The organism is Aeromicrobium sp. CF3.5, from assembly GCF_051262695.1.
GTDB lineage: Bacteria > Actinomycetota > Actinomycetes > Propionibacteriales > Nocardioidaceae > Aeromicrobium.
In genome coordinates, this window is record NZ_JBIMEZ010000001.1 from 426,392 (window position 1) to 445,526 (window position 19,135).

The window sequence follows — 19,135 nt, forward strand, 5'->3', positions numbered from 1 at the left end:
TCACGCCTAGCGTGACGACCGTGAATGGTCTGATGCAGTCTCGGCCCCTGACGATCGCTCATCTCGTCGAGCGGGCGGAGTCGTTGTTCGGGCACAAGCGGGTGATCGACGCCGACGGGTCCGCGATGGACTACGCGACGTGGGCCCTCCGGGTCCGTCGCCTGGTGTCGGCGTTGGATCGACTCGGTGTCTCCCCGGGGGCTCGCGTGGCGACCTTGGCCGCCAACCATCGACGACACCTCGAGGTCTACGCAGCAGCGCCGATCAGCAAGCGCGTCCTGCACACCATTAACATCCGGTTGTCGGCCGAGCACTTCATCTACGTGGTCGAGCACGCAGGCGACGAGATCGTCTTCATCGACCAGCGCCACCTGCCCATGGTCCTGGAGTGTCTCGACCGACTCTCCGAGGTGCGCCACTGGGTGGTGTTCCGGGACGAGAGCGCCATCCCGCTCCCTGACGACCCGCGGTTCTTCGACCACGACCAGCTGGTCGAGAGCCACGAGCCGTGGCAGGGATCGTTCGAGTCGACCTTTGAGACCGAGGAGGAGAATCTCGCGGCCGGGCTCTGCTACACCTCGGGCACCACAGGGCCCCCCAAGGGCGTGCTCTACAGCCACCGCTCGACGGTGCTGCACACCCTGGGCACCATGTCTGCCGGGCTGGTGGGGGTGTGCGAGCGCGACGTCGTGATGCCGATCGTGCCGATGTTCCACGCCAACGCCTGGGGTCTGCCCTACGCCGCACTGATGTCCGGCGCCGATCTCGTGCTGCCCGGCCAGTCGGCGGAACCGAATCACCTGGTCGGGCTGATGGAACGCCACCGCGTGACGCTGGGTGCCGCGGTGCCCACCGTGTGGAGCGACATGATCGCCGTGGTGCCCGGGCGTGACCTCGGCGCGGTCCGCTTGCTGCTGGGCGGCGGAGCCGTGGTGACACCCGAGCTGACCGCCGCCTACGAGCGTGTGATCGGCGTGCCGCTCACCCACTCGTGGGGCATGACCGAGCTGAGCCCCGTCGGCGCCATCGGAGGGCTGCGCAGTCAGCACGACAACCTCTCCGACCGCGAACGCGACAAGGTTCGCGGCGCGCAGGGGCAGCCGCCACCCCTGGTGAGCCTGCGGGTCGTCGACATCGAGACCGGTGAGGTGCTGCCCACCGACGGGACGTCGGTCGGTGAGCTGCAGGCATCTGGCCCGTGGGTCGCGGGGGGTTACGAGGGCGTCGCCGGCGCCGACACCTTCAGCGACGACGGCTGGTTGCGGACCGGCGACCTGGCCACGATCGACGGGCACGGCTACCTGCGCCTGGTCGACCGGCTGAAGGATCTGATCAAGTCCGGTGGTGAGTGGATCTCGTCGGTCGAGCTCGAGACGGCCATTGCGTCACACCCCGACGTCCAGCAGGTCGCCGTGGTCGCACGTGCACACCCTCGGTGGGGCGAGCGACCGGTCGCGTGTGTCGTGCTGAGACCGGACGGGGTCGCCGGCGCCGATGATCTTCGTGCGCACGCCCCCCCCAGGTCGCGTCGTGGTGGCTTCCTGAGGAGTTCATCTTCGTCGAGGCCATCCCCACGACGGGCACGGGCAAGATGTCCAAGGAGTCGTTGCGTCAGTCGTTGCTGACCACCTGATGCCGCGGAACGTCGACGCGCCTCACTCCGCCAGCAGGGACAGCAGGTACGAGCCGTAGGAGTTCTTGTCGTACCGCTCGGCCTGGCGACGCAGACCGTCGTCGTCGAGCAGACCGCGGCGCCACGCGGCCTCCTCGGGGCAGCCGATCGACAGACCCTGCCGCTTCTGGACCGTGCGGATGAACTCGCCCGCCTCGGCCAGACCGTCGAACGTCCCGGTGTCGAGCCAGGCCGTGCCGCGATCCAGCACGTGCACCTGCAGACGCCCCTCGTCCAGGTAGCCACGGTTGAGATCGGTGATCTCCAGCTCGCCGCGCGCCGAGGGCTCGAGAGCACGCGCCCGCTCGACCACCGTGGCGTCGTAGAAGTACAAGCCCGGAATCGCGTAGCGGCTCCTGGGCTGCGCCGGCTTCTCCTCCAACGAGGTCGCCCGGCCGGAGTCGTCGAACTCGACGACACCGTAGGCCGTGGGGTCGGCAACCCGATAGCCGAAGATCGCCGCTCCCTCGACGTGGTCGAAGCGTGACAGCTGGGTGCCGAGTCCTGCACCGTGGAAGATGTTGTCGCCCAGCACGAGCGCCACGGGTTCTGGCCCAATGTGCTCCGCGCCGATCACGAAGGCCTGCGCCAGACCGTCAGGGCTCGGCTGCTGCGCATAGGTGATCTCGATGCCGAACTGTGATCCGTCGCCGAGCAGACGAACGAACCCCTCCGCCTCGTGCGGGGTGGTGATGACCAGGATCTCTCGGATCCCCGCAAGAATCAGGGTCGACAGCGGGTAGTAGATCATCGGCTTGTCGTAGACCGGGACGAGCTGCTTGCTGGTGCCCAGGGTGATCGGGTGCAGACGTGAGCCGGTGCCACCGGCCAGGATGATCCCGCGCATGCGACTCATCGTAGTGATGCGGACCGCCGCGTTCACTACGCTGTCGTCATGGAGAACCTGCTCGTCACCGGCGGAGCCGGCTTCATCGGATCCAACTTCGTGCGCCACGTCCTCGCACACACCGACCTGACCGTCACGATCCTCGACAAGCTGACCTATGCCGCGAACCTCGGCAGCATCGAGCATCTTCCCTCAGACCGGTGTCGCCTCGTCATCGGTGACATCTGCGACGCGGGCCTGGTCGACGAGCTCGCCAGCACGCACGACACCGTGGTTCACTTCGCGGCCGAGTCGCACAATGACAACTCCCTGCAGGACCCGTCGCCTTTCGTTCAGACCAACTTGGTAGGTACCTTCGTGTTGCTGGAGGCAGCGCGTAAGCATGATCTTCGCTTTCATCACATCTCGACCGATGAGGTCTACGGCGATCTCGAGCTCGACGACCCGCAGCGCTTCACCGAGTCCACGCCGTACCGGCCGTCCAGTCCCTACTCGGCCACCAAGGCCGGATCGGATCACCTGGTGGCCGCCTGGACCCGCTCGTTCGGCGTGCAGGCCACGACCAGCAACTGCTCGAACAACTACGGGCCCTGGCAGCACGTGGAGAAGTTCATCCCACGTCAGATCACCCAGCTGATCGACGGCCTCAGGCCCAAGGTCTACGGCGAGGGCCGCAACGTCCGCGACTGGATCCACGTCGACGACCACAGCAGCGCCGTCCTCGCGATCCTCTCCGATGGTCAGATCGGCCAGACGTATCTGATCGGGGCCGACGGCGAGCGCAGCAACCGCGAGGTGGTCGGTGCCCTGCTGACGATCTTCGGACGCGAGCCCGACGACTTCGAGCACGTTGCGGACCGGGCCGGGCACGACCTGCGCTACGCCATCGATCCCACACTGCTGCGCACTGAGCTGGGCTGGAAGCCGCGCCACGATGACGTCGAGACGGGGCTCGCCGCCACCGTCGAGTGGTATCGCGCCCACGAGCACTGGTGGCGCTCGGCCAAGGTCTCCACGGAGCGCAAGTACGAAGGGCAGGAGCAGTGAGCGGCACCGCGATCGATGGGCTGCTGCTGGTCGATCTCACCGTCCACGGCGACGACCGCGGATGGTTCAAGGAGAACTGGCAGCGCGAGAAGATGATCGAGCTCGGGCTGCCGGACTTCGGGCCGGTGCAGCACAACGTGTCGTTCAACGCGACGGCCGGCACGACCCGCGGCATCCACGCCGAGCCGTGGGACAAGCTGGTCTCGGTCGCCGCCGGCCGAGTCTTCGGGGCCTGGGTGGACCTGCGCGAGGGTCCGGGGTTCGGCACTCTCGTGACGGCCGAGATCGGCCCCGACCGGGCGGTGTTCATCCCCCGTGGTGTCGCGAACGCCTTTCAGACGCTCGAGGACGGCACGACCTACTCCTACCTCGTCAACGCCCACTGGTCGCCCGATGCCGTGTACACGTTCGTCAACCTGCAGGATCCCACCCTCGCCGTGCCGTGGCCGCTTCCCCTGGTCGAGGTCTCCGACAAGGACCGCGCACACCCGGCGCTGGCGGACGTGATTCCCGTTCGGCCACGCGGCACTCTGGTGATCGGCGCCGAGGGCCAGCTGGGACGGGCCCTGCGCGACGTCATCCCCGAGGCCACCTTCCTCACCGAGTCCGATCTCGACCTCACCGACACCGCCGCGATCGAGCGGCTCGACGTCGGCGGAGTCGACACCGTCATCAACGCAGCCGCCTACACCGCGGTCGACGTGGCCGAGACCCCCGAGGGCCGCCAGCTCGCCTGGGCCATCAACGTCACGGCAGTCGCCGCGCTCGCCCGCCTGTGCATCGCGCACCGGCTCGCCTTCGTGAACGTGTCCAGCGACTACGTCTTCGACGGTGAGGCCGCCGAGCACGCCGTCGACGAGCCGGTCTCGCCGCTGGGCGTCTACGGCCAGACCAAGGCAGCCGGCGAGGCGGTCACCTCGACCGTGCCCCGGCACCACCTGGTGCGCACCAGCTGGGTCGTCGGCGACGGCCGCAACTTCGTCGACACGATGCGCCGTCTGGCGCGCGACGGTGTCAGTCCGCGCGTCGTCGACGACCAGTTCGGCCGCCTCACGCCTGCGTCCCACTTGGCCAAGGCCATCGTGGACCTCGTCCGCGGCGACGCGCCGTACGGCGTGCACCACGTGACCGGCGACGGTCCGATCGAGTCCTGGGCCGATGTCGCCCGCCGCATCTTCGCCGAGGAGGGGCGGGACCCCGCCGACGTCACAGGTATCAGCACCGAGCAGTACGCAACCGACCAGCAGACGAAGGGCCACCAGACGGCCCCCCGCCCAAGAAACAGCACCCTGGCGCGCACCGGGCCCCAACTTTTGTAGCGGTAGGCAGGCAAACGGGGCTCGGAAACCTGCCTACCGCTACAAAAGTTGGTCTACCCGGTGGCCTATGGCGCTAGCCGGGTCCTCGTCCAGCCTTCGTCGGTGCTCTCGTAGCGGAGGCGGTCGTGGAATCGGCTCTGGCGGCCCTGCCAGAACTCGATGACGTCCAGGCGGATGCGGTAGCCGCCCCACGTGGCCGGTCGCACCACCTCGGGTCCGGACCGCTCGACGCCGTCACGCAGGCGGTCCAGCTCGGCCCGGTCGGCCACCACGCGCGACTGCGGGGAGGCGGCAGCGCTGACCTGCGAGCCGTGCGGGCGCGACGCGAAGTAGGCGTCGGACTCGGCCGGGGCGAGGCGGGTGACCGCACCCTCGACGCGCACCTGTCGCTGCATGGGGTGCCACAGCATGGTCGCCGCCGCGTACGGGTTGGCCTCCAGCTCGCGGCCCTTGCGCGACGCGTAGCCGGTGTAGAACACCAGACCGTCCGCGTCGAAGCCCTTGAGCAGGACGATCCGCGACGACGGCCGTCCCTCGGGCGTGGCCGTGGCCAGGGCCATGGCGTTCGGCTCGTGCACCTGCGCACCCACGGCCTCGTCCAGCCATCGATGAAACAGCTTCACCGGATCGGACCCGGCACCGGCGCGGTCGAGCTCGGTCTCGTCGAGACCTCCGTCGGTGTACTCGTCGCGCATGCCGGCCAGGTCCATCCTCGAGTGGCTTGGGGTCTCCATGTGCTCACGGTAACGACGCAAGGCACAATGCGAGGCATGACTGAAGGCGTACAGGTCCATCACGGACTCGAGGGTGTCGTGGCGTTCGAGAGCAAGATCGCCGAACCCGACAAGGAAGGTTCGGCCCTGCGGTATCGCGGCGTCGACATCGACGATCTGGTCGGCCGTGTGCCGTTCGAGAAGATCTGGGGACTGCTGGTCGACGGGAGCTACGACCCCGGTCTGCCGCCCGCCGAGCCGTACCCGATCCCGGTGCACTCCGGGGACATCCGTGCCGACGTGCAGAGCGCGATCGCCCAGATGGCCCCCATCTGGGGCATGCGTCAGCTGTACGACATCGACAGCTCCGAGGAGGTCCGCGACGACCTGGCCCGCTCGGCCGTCATGATCCTCAGCTACGTGGCCCAGGCCGCCCGCGGCCTCGGTCGTCCGATGGTTCCGCAGGCCGAGATCGACCAGTGCGACACCATCGTGGAGCGCATGCTGACCCGCTGGCGCGGCGAGGTCAACCCGGACCACGCCAAGGCCATCGACGCCTACCTGGTCTCGGCCGCCGAGCACGGCATGAACGCCTCGACCTTCACCGCGCGCGTCATCGCCTCGACCGGAGCCGACGTCACCGCAGCCCTGTCCGGCGCGGTGGGTGCCATGTCCGGGCCGCTGCACGGCGGCGCCCCGGCTCGCGTGCTGACCATGATCGAGGCCGTCGAGAAGTCCGGCGACGCCGAGGCCTACGTCAAGCAGCTGCTCGACTCCGGAGAACGCCTGATGGGCTTCGGTCACCGCGTCTACCGCGCCCAGGACCCACGAGCCCGCACCCTGCGCCGCACCGCCCAGGAGCTCAACGCACCCCGGGCCGAGGTCGCCATCGCCCTGGAGGAGGCCGCACTCAAGGAGCTCAAGGAGCGCCGCCCCGACCGCGTGCTGGAGACCAACGTCGAGTTCTGGGCGGCCATCGTCCTGGACTACGCCGAGATCCCGTCGAACATGTTCACAGCCATGTTCACCTCCGCCCGCACCGCCGGCTGGAGCGCACACATCCTGGAGCAGTACGAGACCGGCCGACTGATCCGACCGTCGTCGATCTACACCGGCCCGGCCGAGCGCCAGGCCGACGAGGTCGAGGGCTGGGACCCCGACTGGGCCACTCGCTGAACCAGCATCACGACGAAGGGCCGGTCACCTCCCCCTGAGGTGACCGGCCCTTCGTCGATTCACGGTGCCTGGTCTGATCCGAGCCACCCCCCGATGGGCTCGGACCGGCAGATTCACGCCGCTGAGATGACTATAGCCAGCCTAGTCCTTTGTGACTAGTGCTTCGTAGTCATCATTTTCAGCGCGTTGCTCAGCGCAGCATCGCCAGACCGGAGTGGTCGTCCATCGGCAGATCATCGACGACCGCCATGACCTCCATCCACTTCAGATCGACCGCCGCACCGTGCTGGGACAGGAACGCCGTCTCGGAAGCATCCTGCCCCGTGGCGATGCGCAGCAGCGAGGGCCGCGGCGCCAGTCCGGTCGCGTCCACCACGTACCAGCCCCCGTCGACATAGGCCTCGGCCACGGCGTGGAAGTCCATCGGCATGAGCCCGGGTGCATAGACCGAGGCCAGCCGTGCGGGAGTGTCCAGCGATCGCAGCAGCGCCACGACGAGGTGCGCGTAGTCGCGACAGATGCCACGACGCGCGAGGAATGCCTTGACCGCGCCGTCGGTGTGCTGGCTGACGCCGGGCACGTAGGTCAGGTGGCCCCGCACCCAGGACCCGACGGCGTCGAGCAGAGCGATGCCCGACAATCCGGCGAACTCCGACTGGGCCGTGGCGAAGAGGGTGTCGGACTCGCAGTAGCGCGACGGGCGGCGGTACTCGATGATGTCGAGCTCCTCGACGCTCGGCTGCTCGGCCTGACCGTTCGCCGTGGCGCGATAGTCGATCACCATCGGCCCACGTTGGCCGGCGACCCGGTGCAGACGGGTTCCGTGCCGGCCCGTGACGATCCGCGACTCGACCGGCTCGCCGTTGGAGGTGATGGTCATCGACTCCTCGGCAGCCACCCCCTCGGCCACGGCGAGGGAGAAGACCAGGTCGACCGGACCGTAGACGTACAGCTGCAGGTGGGCTGAGACGGTGCGTTCCATGCGCTGATCGTGTCACGGACCTGGCAGAACAACCGATCAGCCCGGCGACGGCAGATGACCAGAGCCAACCGGCTCGCCAGCGCTCAGGCGTCCCACGCTGCGAGGATCTGGTCCGCGGCCGTGGCCGCCGGCATCTCCCCCGACAGCACGGCCGCCCGGATCTGTGCCCGCATGGCCTTGACGTCCGGGTCAGTGCGCAGTCGCTGGTCGAGCTCGTCGCGCACCAGTGCCCAGGTGAAGTCCAGCTGCTGCTGCGCCCGCTTGTCCTTCAGGCCGTTCGGGCCCATGAACTCGCGGTGGCGGATGACGCGGCTCCACACCGTGTCGATGCCCGTGCCCTCGATCGCCGAACAGGTCAGCACCGGGGGGACCCAGTCCTGGGTACCGGCGTAGACCAACCGCAGGGCACCGGCGAGGTCCTTGGAGGTGGCCTCGGCCTCACGCACCCGGTCGCCGTCGGCCTTGTTGACGCACAAGACGTCAGCGATCTCCAGGATGCCCTTCTTCATGCCCTGCAACGCATCCCCCGTGCGCGCGAGGGTCAGGAACAAGAAGGTGTCGACCATGCCGGCCACCGTGATCTCGGACTGGCCCACACCCACGGTCTCGACCAGCACCACATCGAACCCCGACGCCTCGAGCACCGTCATGGCCTGGCTCGTGGCGCGGGCGACCCCACCCAGCGTGCCCGCACTGGGCGAGGGCCGGATGTAGGCATCCGGACTGACCGCCAGACGCGACATGCGGGTCTTGTCGCCCAGCACCGAACCTCCGGTGCGCACGCTGGACGGATCGACGGCCAGCACCCCCACCCGGTGGCCACGTTCGATCAGGTACATGCCGAGTGCCTCGATGAACGTGGACTTGCCGACCCCCGGAACGCCCGAGATGCCGACGCGAACCGTCTGCTTCGTGTCGTCCTGGCGCATGCTGGAGGTCAGGTCGGCGAGCAGCTCGCGTGCGTCGGCCCGGTGATCGGCCCGGCGCGACTCGATCAGGGTGATGGCGCGCGAGATCGCGGCCCGCTGGCCCGCCCTCAGGTCGTCGGCGAGCTCACTGATCGGAACCACGCAGCTTGTCCAGCAGGTCCAGGGCCGAGTCGGCGATGACGGTACCGGGCAGGAACACCGCGGCGGCCCCCATCTCCTTGAGCGTCGGCACGTCGTCGGGCGGGATGACACCGCCGATCACGATCATGATGTCGCCACGGCCCATCTCGGCCAGGGACGCCTTGAGCGCAGGAAGCAGCGTGAGGTGTCCGGCGGCGAGACTCGAGACGCCGACGATGTGCACGTCGGCGTCGACGGCCTGCTGCGCGACCTCCTCCGGCGTGGAGAACAGCGGTCCGACGTCGACGTCGAAGCCCATGTCGGCGAACGCCGTGACGATGACCTTCTGGCCACGGTCGTGTCCGTCCTGGCCCATCTTGGCCACCAGGATGCGCGGACGGCGGCCCTCGGCCTCCTCGAACTGCTCGGTCGCCTCGATCACCTTGGCGACGTTGCCGGCCTGGCCGGCCTCGGTGCGGTACACACCCGAGATCGTACGGATCACGGCCTGGTGACGTCCGTAGACCTTCTCGAGCGCGTCGGAGATCTCACCGACCGTGGCCTTGGCGCGAGCGGCATCGACGGCCAGGGCGAGCAGGTTGCCGTCGAGCGAGCCGTCACGACTGGCGCCGCGTTCGGCGCTGGCGGTCAGGGCTGCCAACGCGGTCTCGACCTCGTCGGCATCGCGCTCCTCGCGCAGGCGCTTGAGCTTCTCGACCTGCGAGGCGTGCACGGCCACGTTGTCGACCTTGAGCACGTCGAGTGGGTCCTCGTCGGCCAGGCGGTACGTGTTGATGCCGATGACCGACTGCTGACCTGAGTCGATGCGCGCCTGGGTGCGGGCGGCCGCCTCCTCGATGCGCATCTTGGGGATGCCCTCCTCGATGGCCTTGGACATGCCTCCGGCGGCCTCCACCTCCTCGATGTGCGCCCAGGCGCGGTTGGCGAGGTCGTGGGTGAGCTTCTCGACGTAGTACGAGCCGCCCCACGGGTCGATGATGTCGGTGGTGCCGGACTCCTGCTGCAGCAGCAGCTGGGTGTTACGGGCGATGCGGGCGCTGAAGTCGGTCGGCAGCGCGATGGCCTCGTCGAGGGCGTTGGTGTGCAGGCTCTGGGTGTGGCCCTGGGTGGCGGCCATCGCCTCGATGGCCGTGCGACCCACGTTGTTGTAGACGTCTTGCGCGGTCAGCGACCAGCCCGACGTCTGGCTGTGGGTGCGCAGGCTGGAGGACTTGGGGTTCTGCGGGTCGAACTGCTTGAGCAACCGCGCCCACAGGGCCCGGGCCGCCCGCATCTTGGCGATCTCCATGTAGAAGTTCATCCCGATCGCCCAGAAGAAGCTCAACCGCGGCGCGAACGCGTCGATGTCGAGACCGACGTCGAGCCCGGCGCGGATGTACTCGACGCCGTCGGCGAGCGTGTAGGCGAGCTCGAGGTCGTTCGTGGCCCCGGCCTCCTGGATGTGGTAGCCCGAGATCGAGATCGAGTTGAAGCGCGGCATCTTCTGCGCCGTGTAGGCGAAGATGTCCGAGATGATCCGCATCGAGGGAGCCGGCGGGTAGATGTAGGTGTTGCGGACCATGAATTCTTTGAGGATGTCGTTCTGGATGGTCCCCGACAGCTTCTCGGGCGGGACGCCCTGCTCCTCGGCCGCCACGATGTACAGCGCCAGCACCGGCAGCACGGCGCCGTTCATCGTCATCGACACGCTCATCTCGTCGAGCGGGATGCCCTCGAAGAGCTTGCGGGTGTCGTAGATCGAGTCGATCGCCACACCGGCCATGCCGACGTCGCCGACGACCCGCGGGTTGTCGGAGTCGTACCCGCGGTGCGTCGCGAGGTCGAACGCGACCGACAGCCCCTTCTGGCCGGCCGCGAGGTTGCGGCGGTAGAAGGCGTTGGACTCCTCGGCGGTGGAGAACCCGGCGTACTGCCGGACGGTCCACGGCTGGGTCGTGTACATCGCGGGGTACGGCCCACGCAGGTACGGCGCCTGACCGGGAAAGGTGTCGAGACCGTCGAGGTCGGCCACGTCGTCGGCGGTGTAGAGGCCCGCGACGTCGATGCCCTCGGGGGCGGTCCACGGCTCGGCGTCCGCCGTGGCGGCCGCGTGGGTGGCCGGGTCGGGCGTGTAGTCGCTGTCGAGCGGAAGGTCCGCGAAGCTGTCCGGAATGCTCATGCGCCGAGCTCCTGTCTGATCTGGCGGAGGAAGGCCAGGGCATCGAGCCCTGCGGCCGCGGTGGTGTCAGCCCCGACATCGGCGGAACCGGCGAGCACCACGTGCTGGGCGCCGGCCTCGCGCAGGGCGGTGACCAGTTCAGTGCCCCAGTCGGCGTAGGTGGCGTCGTTGCCGCACAGGCACACCACCTGGGGTGAGTCGGCCTCGCGGTAGGCCGTGAGCACCTCGTCGACACCGTCGGTGGCGCCGGCGACGACGACGTCGATCCCGCCCGCGGCGAACAGGTTGGTCACGAAGGTGGCGCGTGCGGTGTGCTGCGCGATGGTCCCCAGGGTGGCGAGGAAGACCGGGGCATCGGCTCGGGCATCGCGCATGGCGGCGAACTCGTGGCCGTAGCGGAAGACGTTGGGTCGGCCGTCGGCGTAGGGACGACGCTCGGGCATCTCTTCGTGCAGATGGGGGAATTCGGAGACACCGGTCAGGGGCATCGTGCGGCGGGCGATCTCGAGGCCACGGGTCGACACCGACTCCGCGATGCCCGCGCGGACGAGATCGAGGGCCGCCTCGAGCGACGGGGTGGCATCGATCTGGCCGAACAGCTGCCACGCGGTGCGGGCCAGGTCGTCGGTGAGCTGCTCGACGGCGAAGGCGCCCCCGGCGGGATCGGCGACCGCCGCGACGTGCGACTCGTCGATCAGCAGGCTCGAGGTGTTGCGCGCGATGCGACGACTGAACGGCTCGGGCAGACCCAGCGGCTCGTCGAAGGGCAGCACCGTGACGGCAGCGGCCCCACCCACGCCGGCAGCGAACGCCGCGACCGTGGTCCGCAGCATGTTCACGTACGGGTCGTAGCGCGACATCATCGGTCGCGACGTCACGGCGTGCTGCAGCTGGCCGGCCGCATCGACGACCCCGGACAGCTCGAGCACCCGGTGCCAGAGGCGGCGGGCTGCGCGGAGCTTGGCGATGGTCGGGAACTGCTCGTCGGTGGCCGCGTAGCGGAAGTCGATCAGGTCTGCGGCATCCGCGACGTCGATCCCGGACTCGACCAGCACGCGCAGGTAGGTGACGCCGGTCGCGAGCGAGTAGGCCAGCTCCTGGGCGTCGGAGGCGCCCGCGTCGTGGGCTGCCGTGGCATCGACCGTGACAGCCCGCGTGCCGATGCGGGTGGCGATGGCGGCTGCCTGCACCGCCAGGCCCAGGTCGGTGACGCCGACTCCGCGCAGGGCGGCTCCGATCGGGTCGACGCCCAACGTGGTGCCGGGCGCCGGTGCGACGGCCTTGTCGTCGACGACTGCGGCGAAGGCCTCGGCGGCTTCGATCGGCTCGTGGGGAGCGTCGATCACGACCGCGGCGAGGTCGATGAAGACCGGCTCGCAGATGGCGGCCAGCTTCTCGATCGGGACACCGCCGGTGCCCAGCGACAGCCACACCGAGTTGACGCCGTTCTCGAGGTCAGCGGTGACGTCCGAAGCGGTGCGCTCGGGGTCGGGATCGGCGAACCAGGCTCGGTTGTCCCAGCCGTCGAGCTCGCGGGCGGCCGTCGATCCGCGCGTGTACGGCGCCTGGCCCGGCAGTCCGGGGTCGGGGATCTGCAGGTCGGTGGTGCCCAGCGGCGTGATGCTGATCCCGTCGAGCGTGGTGGTGGCCAGCAGCGACCAGACGTCGGAGTCTGGGGCGTCATCGGTCAACTTCTTGGTCTTGCGCAGCACTGCCGCGGTGGCCTTCTCCCACTCCTCACGGCTCGACTCGAATCCTTCGGCGAGGGGGACGGGGACGGATCCCGGGTCGGACACCGGTTCAGCAGGCATAGGGGGCATCGTACGAACCTTGTGTGACGACCGCCACCGAATGTGAGGAATGCGACGAGCGGGTGCCGCGATTTCGGCGTCATCGCGGTGACTGACAAACTGGAGACGTGAAGATTCCTGCTGCGTTGCTGCCGGCCGACGGACGATTCGGCTCGGGTCCGTCCAAGGTGCGCGCCGAGGCCCTCGCGGCACTGGTCGACGCCGACGTCATGGGCACGTCGCACCGCCAGGCCCCCGTCAAGAACCTGGTCGCCTCGTTGCGCGCCGGGTTGTCGGACCTGTTCGCCCTGCCGGACGGCTACGAGGTGGTGCTCGGCGTGGGCGGATCGCACGCCTTCTTCGACGCGGCGGCGTTCGGACTGGTGCGAGGCCGCAGCCAGCACCTGGTACACGGCGAGTTCAGCCGCAAGTTCGCCACTGCCGCGACCGCGGCGCCGTGGCTGGCCGACCCCGAGGTCCTCGAGACCGCCCCCTCCACCCATCCCTTGCCGCACGCGACGGCCGGCATCGACGTCTACACATGGGCGCACAACGAGACGTCGACCGGCGTCATGGTGCCCGTCGCCCGCGTCGACGACGCCGATGACGACGCCCTCGTGGTGGTGGACGCCACCTCGGCGGCAGGCGGGTTGTCGGTCGACGTCAGCCAGACCGACGTGTACTTCTTCGCCCCCCAGAAGGGCTTCGCCTCCGACGGCGGCCTGTGGGTCGCCCTGATGTCCCCCGCCGCGATGCAGCGCGCTCGCGAGATCAAGTCCAGCGGCCGCTACATCCCGGCGTTCCTCGACCTGCCGACCGCGATCGACAACTCGCTCAAGGACCAGACCTACAACACTCCGGCCATCGCGACCTTGTTCCTCATGGAGCAGCAGACCCGATGGATGCTGGACCACGGCGGCCTGGACTGGGCGGCCACCCGCACCGGCGACTCCAGCGCGCGGCTCTACCGCTGGGCCGAGCAGTCATCGTTCGCCAGCCCCTTCGTGACCGCACCGTCGGAGCGCTCGCACGTGGTCGGCACGATCGACCTCGACGGTGTCGACCAGGACGACGTCACGGCTGCGCTGCGCGAGAACGGCATCGTCGACATCGACAGCTACCGCGGCCTCGGCCGCAACCAGCTGCGCGTCGGGATGTTCCCGGCCGTCGACCCCGACGACGTCACCGCCCTGACCCGCTGTATCGATTACGTTGTTGAGCACCTCTGAGCGGACTGGGCCCGTCCCGGTCCGAGGAGCAAACCTCATTCAGTCATCCAGGCGATCCCGTGTTGGACCCCTCGATCACCAGGCAACACTGGACCTACCGATGAACTCGCTGCAAGACAGCTTGGACGGTCTCGTTGCGGCCGGGTTGAGCAGCGGCGGTACCGCGTGGGGCCATGGCGAAGATTTCCCCGGCTTTCAAACGCGCAATGCGGTCTGAGCTCCTGACGCGGTCGTTATGCTGTGGTCTGACCGCCGGCATGTCGCGTCGGTGGCGAAGGGTGGTAGGTCCGGTTGGCTCACTTGCGCATGGTTCCTCCACTCGATCCGGACGACCTGACACCTGATCCTCCATTGCCGGAAGAACACGTGGCCTGCCCTGACGGCACTCTGGTCTCTGGGATCTACACCAAGTGGCGGGGCAGCTACTACAGTGCCTACTCCATCGGCGCGGACCTGTGGATCGAGCACCGGGTCGCCGGTGATTTGCCTGCGGACTGGATCCCGATTCCCTGCAGCTTCCGCGAGGGTTCCCGGCGATCGAGCTTTCGCAGGAAGGTCCCGGCAGACGAAGTGGAGCGGTACGTGAGCCTCACCTCCACGGGGACCTGGCAGGGACTTGAGTTCGGGATCGTTGCCTACTCCGATGACGGAATGGTGGCTGTGCGCGGCGAATACTCCCCGGAGATGATCGAGCTGCTGGAGTCCGGCTCCGCTCCGCAGCTGGAGGTCGTCGAATCCGGCCGGGCCGGTGTCGTGGGGGACCTTCCGTGGTCCGAGATGTCCGACTTCAGTACCGCGATGACGGACCTGCCGCTGCCCAGGCCGGACACGAGGTGAGGATTCCGGACGCCGAACGCGGTTGTTCACACCCTTGACCGGCGAGAATGAGCAGTGTCAGAGGGGTCCTCTAGATTGAGAACATACAGCAGTTGCAGGCAGAAATCGAGGTCGAGCTCGTCGCTGCCGCGCGCACGGCGGCCCGCGCCGAGCACGCCGTCTGGGTCCGGATGCTCGCGCTCTCCGAACGGTTGGAAGGCGAGTACTCAGCAACTGAGGAGTACTTCCACCGACAGGCGCAACTGCTGTCGATCCCCTTGGAGATCGGCGTCGCGATGGCCATGTCTGAAGGCCAGATCCGGCGCGTGCTCTCCGCGGCCGAGCGGTTGCGCGATCGGACGCCGGCCGTGTGGGCTGCGTTCGCCGACGGTGTGATCGACGCACGGCGGGCGCACCTCATCAGCGACGCCGTCGGGCGGCTGCAGTGCGACACCTCGATCGCCAAGCTGAACCTCAAGGCCGTCGGCTACGCCGCCAACCACACCACCATCGAGCTCAAGACCTGGCTCAAGCAGTTCATCGCCCGCACCGAGGCCGACCTCTTCAACGAACGAGCCGAGAACGAGCGCGCCCAACGTCACGTCGAGGTCGTCCACGGCGACGACGCCATGAGCTGGCTCAACGCCTACCTCCCCTCCCACGTCGCAGCAGCCATCGACAAGCGCCTCACCTTCGAAGCCCGCAAAATCAATGACGGCCGGACCATGGCGCAGAAGCGGGCCGACCTCCTCGCCTGCTGGTTGACCACCAACGAGCACGGCGAGATCGCCCTCGGTGCTGACATCGCGGTCATCATCGACGCCGAAACACTCCTCGGAAACAACGACGAACCCGCCGTCGCGGCCGACGGCTCCTTCGTGGTCCCCGCCAAGTGGGGTCACCGACTCAGCGACCAACCCGTTCTGGCACTCAATTCTCACGGGCAAGGGCGGCAACGTCCTCGAGCACCGCTACCACGGCCGATTCGCCCCCGACATCCTCAAGAAGGCGTTGATCTTCACCCACGGTGTTCGTGACGCAACCACCGGCCGAGCGCAGCGAGGCGACGCGCCCGGGCGACGCCCGGCAGCCGTGAGGAACGAGCGGCTGAAGCTGCGAGGGACGAGCAGCGCGCACCACCAGATGAAATCGCACGGCGTCATCACATGGACCCTCGCATCCGGACGCACAGTAGACGCCGAACCCGCCCAGCACGCCGCCTGAGGTCAGTGCTGCTCGACGCCCGTACGGTGCAGGTCGCGGTGGGTCTCATAGGTTCGCGCGTTCTGGTGCAGGTGCGCGACCTCGTCCTCGGTGAGGTCCCGTCGGATCTTGCCCGGCACTCCGGCGATCAGGGAACGCGGAGGCACCACAGTGCCCTGCGGAACGAGGCAGCCGGCCGCGACCATGGACTCCTCGCCGATCTCGGCGCCATTCATGACCACCGCCCCCATGCCGATCAGCACGTGATCGCCGATGGTCGCGCCGTGCACGACGGCATTGTGTCCGACCGAGACGCCCTCGCCGAGCGTCACCGGATGGCCCGAGTCGACGTGGAAGGAGCAATTGTCCTGCACGTTGGACCGCGCCCCGATCATGATCGGCTCGTTGTCCGCGCGCAGCACCGCTCCGTACCAGATGCTGACCCCCGACCCGAGGGTCACCGAACCCACCACGGTGGCGTTCGGCGCCACCCAGGCAGTCGCGTCGACGTGCGGCTTCTTCTCACCCAGCGTAATCAGCATGAGTCCAACCTATGTCTGGCGCCGATGTCTCAGGAGACCCACCGGGTGATCGGGTCGATCGAGAAGTAGATGACGAACAGGACCGCCACGAACCACATCAGCGGATGCACCATCGAGACCTTGCCCTTGGCGACCTTGAGCAGCACGTACGTCACGAAGCCGGCGCCGATGCCAGCGGTGATCGAGTACGTGAACGGCATCAGCACGATCGTCAGGAAGGCCGGGATGGCGATCTCGACATCGTTCCAGTCGATGTTCGAGACCTGACTCATCATCAGGAAGCCGACCAGCACCAGGGCCGGAACGGCCGCCTCGTTGGGGATGTGCTGCACCAGGGGCGCAGCCAGCGTGGACAGCAGAAACAGCACCCCGGTGACCACCGAGGCCAGACCGGTGCGGGCTCCGTCGCCGACGCCGGCGGCGGACTCGATGTACGACGTGTTGCTGGAGACTCCGCCGGCCCCGCCAGCCACGGCCGCCAGGGAGTCCACGACCAGGATGCGCTGCGCGCGCGGCGGCGACCCGTTCTCGTCGTTGAGGCCGGCCTCGGCGCCGATGGCCGTCATGGTGCCCATCGTGTCGAAGAAGTCGGCGAGCAGGAGCGTGAACACCAGCAGCGAGGCGGTGACCACGCCGACCCGCTCGAAGGAGCCGAACAGCGAGAACTGGCCGAGCAGCGAGAAGTCGGGCAGCTGGAAGAACGTGTCGGGCCACGAGGGCACGTTGAGGTTCCAGCCCTTGGAGGTCGGGTCGCCGTTGCCGGCCGGCACGTCGGCGATCGCGTTGACGACCCCGGCGAGCACCGTGGTGGCCGCGATGCCGATCAGGATCGCTCCGGGGATGCCCCGGGCGTACAGGGTGATCATCAGCAGCAGACCGATCACGAACACCAGGACCGGCCACCCGGACAGCTGGTTGTCGATGCCCATCTGCACCGGGGGCGCCGGGATGCCGGTGGTGCGCACGAACCCGGCGTCCACGAGCCCGATCAACGTGATGAACAGGCCGATGCCCACGGCGATCGCGGTCTTGAGCTCGCGCGGCACGGCGTCGAAGACCGCCTTGCGGAATCCGGTGAGCACCAGCACCAGGATGATCAGGCCCTCCATGACCACCAAGCCCATGGCATCGGCCCACGTCATCTGCGTCGCGACCGAGTACGCCACGAAGGCGTTCAGACCCAGGCCGGTCGCCAGCGCCAGGGGGAAGTTGGCCACCACGCCCATCGTCAGGGTCAGCACGCCCGCCACCAGCGCGGTGACAGCCGCGATCGTCGCGAAGCCTGATCCCGGTTCGCTGCCGCCACCGAGGTACATGCCGTCGGCGTCCGCCACGCCGGACAGCACGATCGGGTTGAGCACGATGATGTAGGCCATCGTCAAGAACGTGACGACTCCACCCCGGACCTCGCGACCGACGCTCGAGCCGCGCTGCTGGATCTGGAAGTACCGGTCGAGCCGGCTCGGAACGGTGGCGGTGGCCATGGGTCCTCCTGGAAAAGGTGATCTGCAGGCAGCAGCCTGCCAGATCCTCTCAGGTCACCGACCGCGGGCGATCCACGCACTGACCCCGACCAACGCAGCGAGGATGAAAGCGACCCCGAACCACGACCGTCCGGCGAAGCCGTTGTTCTCCCGAGGGTCGCCATTCGCGTCGACCGGCACCGGGTCGGGCGTGGGCGTCGGGGAGGCGGTGGGCGGTGGCGGAGCGTCGAGCGAGACCCGCACCAGCGGGGAGCCCTCGCCCTCGCTGCCGAGCAGGAAGGTGGTGCCCCCTGGCTCGACGGCCAGCGACTCGCTCTGCTGCATCGACAGCACGGCGATGCGGCGAGTCTCGGACCAGTCGGCGGGATCGTGGACGCGCACGTCGCCGTAGGTGCGCAGGATTGCACTCTCGCCGTCCGGCGTGAAGGCCGCATCGGTCACGACGCCTGGTGCAGCAGCGACCCGCTCGGCCAGGTTGACCTGCCCGGGGACCAGCTCGTCGGGCAGCGCGTAGACGTCGCCGGCGTCGAAGCTCTTGCTGATCAGGAAGGTGGCCCCCGTGCCCGGCTGCACCAGCAGAGCCTCGGCGTCGCGCGGGCCGTCCTCGAAGGACACCGGGTACCGCGTGGCCTCCGCCGTGCTGTCGCCCCGCCCCGGTTCGGGCAGGGCGTACAGGGCGGCATCGTCTCGCTGCACGAGGTTGTCGCCCGTGTCGGCGATCCACAGCATGCCGTCCTCGTCGATCGCGAGCGCCTCGGTGTCGCTCCAGGTGCCACCGGTCACGGCGGTGACCCCCACGACCGTGCCGGTCGAGATCTGCACCGCGTAGAGCTCTTGTGCCTGCCCCGAATCGTTGATGACGTACCCCAGGTCGGAATCGGTGCGACTCACGGCCAGTCCGCTCGCCTCGGTGATCCGCGGATCGTCGATCGTGCTGACGGCCGTCCCCGCAGGATCGAGCTCGGCAGCATCGGAGCGGTCGACGATCGATGCGATCACCACCACCACGAGCAAGGCGGTGAGCAGCCCCGGGATCAGCAGACGTCGGTGGCGCGGATTCATGGCGTCCTCAGCATGACAGGTACGG

The 19,135-nt window shown here is 68.5% G+C and carries 16 protein-coding genes; 7 read left to right on the top strand and 9 right to left on the bottom strand.

The features are described 5' to 3' along the window. The first annotated feature begins 20 nt into the window (after positions 1 to 20). Positions 21 to 1,625 carry an AMP-binding protein gene (locus ACHAA3_RS02180; RefSeq protein ID WP_435707292.1) on the top strand — a complete coding sequence of 535 codons (1,605 nt, stop codon included), beginning with the start codon at positions 21 to 23 and terminating at the stop codon, positions 1,623 to 1,625. Positions 1,626 to 1,655: 30 nt separating this feature from the next. Here ACHAA3_RS02180 and rfbA read toward each other — a convergent pair whose 3' ends face one another. Beyond that, complete coding sequence (gene rfbA / locus ACHAA3_RS02185) at positions 1,656 to 2,519, bottom strand: glucose-1-phosphate thymidylyltransferase RfbA (protein ID WP_435707293.1); 864 nt, start codon at positions 2,517 to 2,519, stop codon at positions 1,656 to 1,658. A 48-nt stretch (positions 2,520 to 2,567) separates the two neighbouring features. Between rfbA and rfbB the strand changes: the two genes are divergently transcribed. Together rfbB and ACHAA3_RS02195 are read left to right on the top strand one after the other, a co-directional pair. After that, positions 2,568 to 3,566, top strand: a complete 999-nt coding sequence (gene rfbB, locus ACHAA3_RS02190) for a dTDP-glucose 4,6-dehydratase (protein WP_435707294.1) — start codon at positions 2,568 to 2,570, stop codon at positions 3,564 to 3,566. Then, on the top strand, positions 3,563 to 4,885 hold the full coding sequence (locus ACHAA3_RS02195; RefSeq protein ID WP_435707295.1) for a sugar nucleotide-binding protein: 1,323 nt from the start codon (positions 3,563 to 3,565) through the stop codon (positions 4,883 to 4,885). Before rfbB ends, ACHAA3_RS02195 begins: the two co-directional genes overlap by 4 nt. A gap of 65 nt (positions 4,886 to 4,950) precedes the next feature. On the opposite strand, the gene pdxH is transcribed toward ACHAA3_RS02195, so the two are convergent. After that, positions 4,951 to 5,619: a pyridoxamine 5'-phosphate oxidase gene (gene pdxH, locus ACHAA3_RS02200; protein WP_435707296.1), complete on the bottom strand. Its 669-nt coding sequence runs from the start codon at positions 5,617 to 5,619 to the stop codon at positions 4,951 to 4,953. A gap of 36 nt (positions 5,620 to 5,655) precedes the next feature. Here pdxH and ACHAA3_RS02205 point away from each other — a divergent pair, with 36 nt between their 5' ends. After that, positions 5,656 to 6,774 (top strand): citrate synthase 2, encoded by a 1,119-nt coding sequence (locus ACHAA3_RS02205; RefSeq protein WP_435707297.1) that lies wholly within the window; start codon positions 5,656 to 5,658, stop codon positions 6,772 to 6,774. 190 nt (positions 6,775 to 6,964) lie between these two features. Here ACHAA3_RS02205 and ACHAA3_RS02210 read toward each other — a convergent pair whose 3' ends face one another. From ACHAA3_RS02210 to ACHAA3_RS02225, 4 genes are all read right to left on the bottom strand, one after another. Continuing rightward, a complete protein-coding gene (locus tag ACHAA3_RS02210) occupies positions 6,965 to 7,756 on the bottom strand; it encodes a transglutaminase-like domain-containing protein (RefSeq protein WP_435707298.1) in 792 nt (263 codons plus the stop codon). Between the two features lie 83 nt (positions 7,757 to 7,839). Continuing rightward, positions 7,840 to 8,826, bottom strand: coding sequence for a methylmalonyl Co-A mutase-associated GTPase MeaB (meaB, locus tag ACHAA3_RS02215; RefSeq protein WP_435707299.1), 987 nt, complete (start codon positions 8,824 to 8,826; stop codon positions 7,840 to 7,842). After that, positions 8,810 to 10,984: a methylmalonyl-CoA mutase gene (gene scpA / locus ACHAA3_RS02220; RefSeq protein WP_435707300.1), complete on the bottom strand. Its 2,175-nt coding sequence runs from the start codon at positions 10,982 to 10,984 to the stop codon at positions 8,810 to 8,812. The genes meaB and scpA overlap by 17 nt, the downstream gene beginning before the upstream one ends. Then, the gene (locus tag ACHAA3_RS02225; RefSeq protein ID WP_435707301.1) at positions 10,981 to 12,795 is read right to left on the bottom strand and encodes a methylmalonyl-CoA mutase family protein; all 1,815 of its coding nucleotides are present in this window, start codon (positions 12,793 to 12,795) and stop codon (positions 10,981 to 10,983) included. The genes scpA and ACHAA3_RS02225 overlap by 4 nt, the downstream gene beginning before the upstream one ends. A 107-nt stretch (positions 12,796 to 12,902) precedes the next feature. Here ACHAA3_RS02225 and serC point away from each other — a divergent pair, with 107 nt between their 5' ends. The 3 genes from serC to ACHAA3_RS02240 all read left to right on the top strand — a co-directional run bounded on the left by serC (position 12,903) and on the right by ACHAA3_RS02240 (position 15,856). Then, a complete protein-coding gene (serC, locus tag ACHAA3_RS02230; RefSeq protein ID WP_435707302.1) occupies positions 12,903 to 14,003 on the top strand; it encodes a phosphoserine transaminase in 1,101 nt (366 codons plus the stop codon). Positions 14,004 to 14,585: 582 nt separating this feature from the next. Then, a complete protein-coding gene (locus ACHAA3_RS02235) occupies positions 14,586 to 14,840 on the top strand; it encodes a hypothetical protein (RefSeq protein ID WP_435707303.1) in 255 nt (84 codons plus the stop codon). 92 nt (positions 14,841 to 14,932) lie between these two features. Continuing rightward, complete coding sequence (locus ACHAA3_RS02240) at positions 14,933 to 15,856, top strand: DUF222 domain-containing protein (RefSeq protein WP_435707304.1); 924 nt, start codon at positions 14,933 to 14,935, stop codon at positions 15,854 to 15,856. Between the two features lie 189 nt (positions 15,857 to 16,045). Here ACHAA3_RS02240 and ACHAA3_RS02245 read toward each other — a convergent pair whose 3' ends face one another. From ACHAA3_RS02245 to ACHAA3_RS02255, 3 genes are read right to left on the bottom strand one after another with little or no spacing between them, the layout of a single operon-like run. Continuing rightward, the gene (locus tag ACHAA3_RS02245) at positions 16,046 to 16,564 is read right to left on the bottom strand and encodes a gamma carbonic anhydrase family protein (protein WP_435707305.1); all 519 of its coding nucleotides are present in this window, start codon (positions 16,562 to 16,564) and stop codon (positions 16,046 to 16,048) included. Between the two features lie 29 nt (positions 16,565 to 16,593). Beyond that, complete coding sequence (locus ACHAA3_RS02250) at positions 16,594 to 18,048, bottom strand: NCS2 family permease (protein WP_435707306.1); 1,455 nt, start codon at positions 18,046 to 18,048, stop codon at positions 16,594 to 16,596. Positions 18,049 to 18,102: 54 nt separating this feature from the next. Continuing rightward, positions 18,103 to 19,110 carry a hypothetical protein gene (locus tag ACHAA3_RS02255; RefSeq protein WP_435707307.1) on the bottom strand — a complete coding sequence of 336 codons (1,008 nt, stop codon included), beginning with the start codon at positions 19,108 to 19,110 and terminating at the stop codon, positions 18,103 to 18,105. Positions 19,111 to 19,135: the final 25 nt, after the last annotated feature.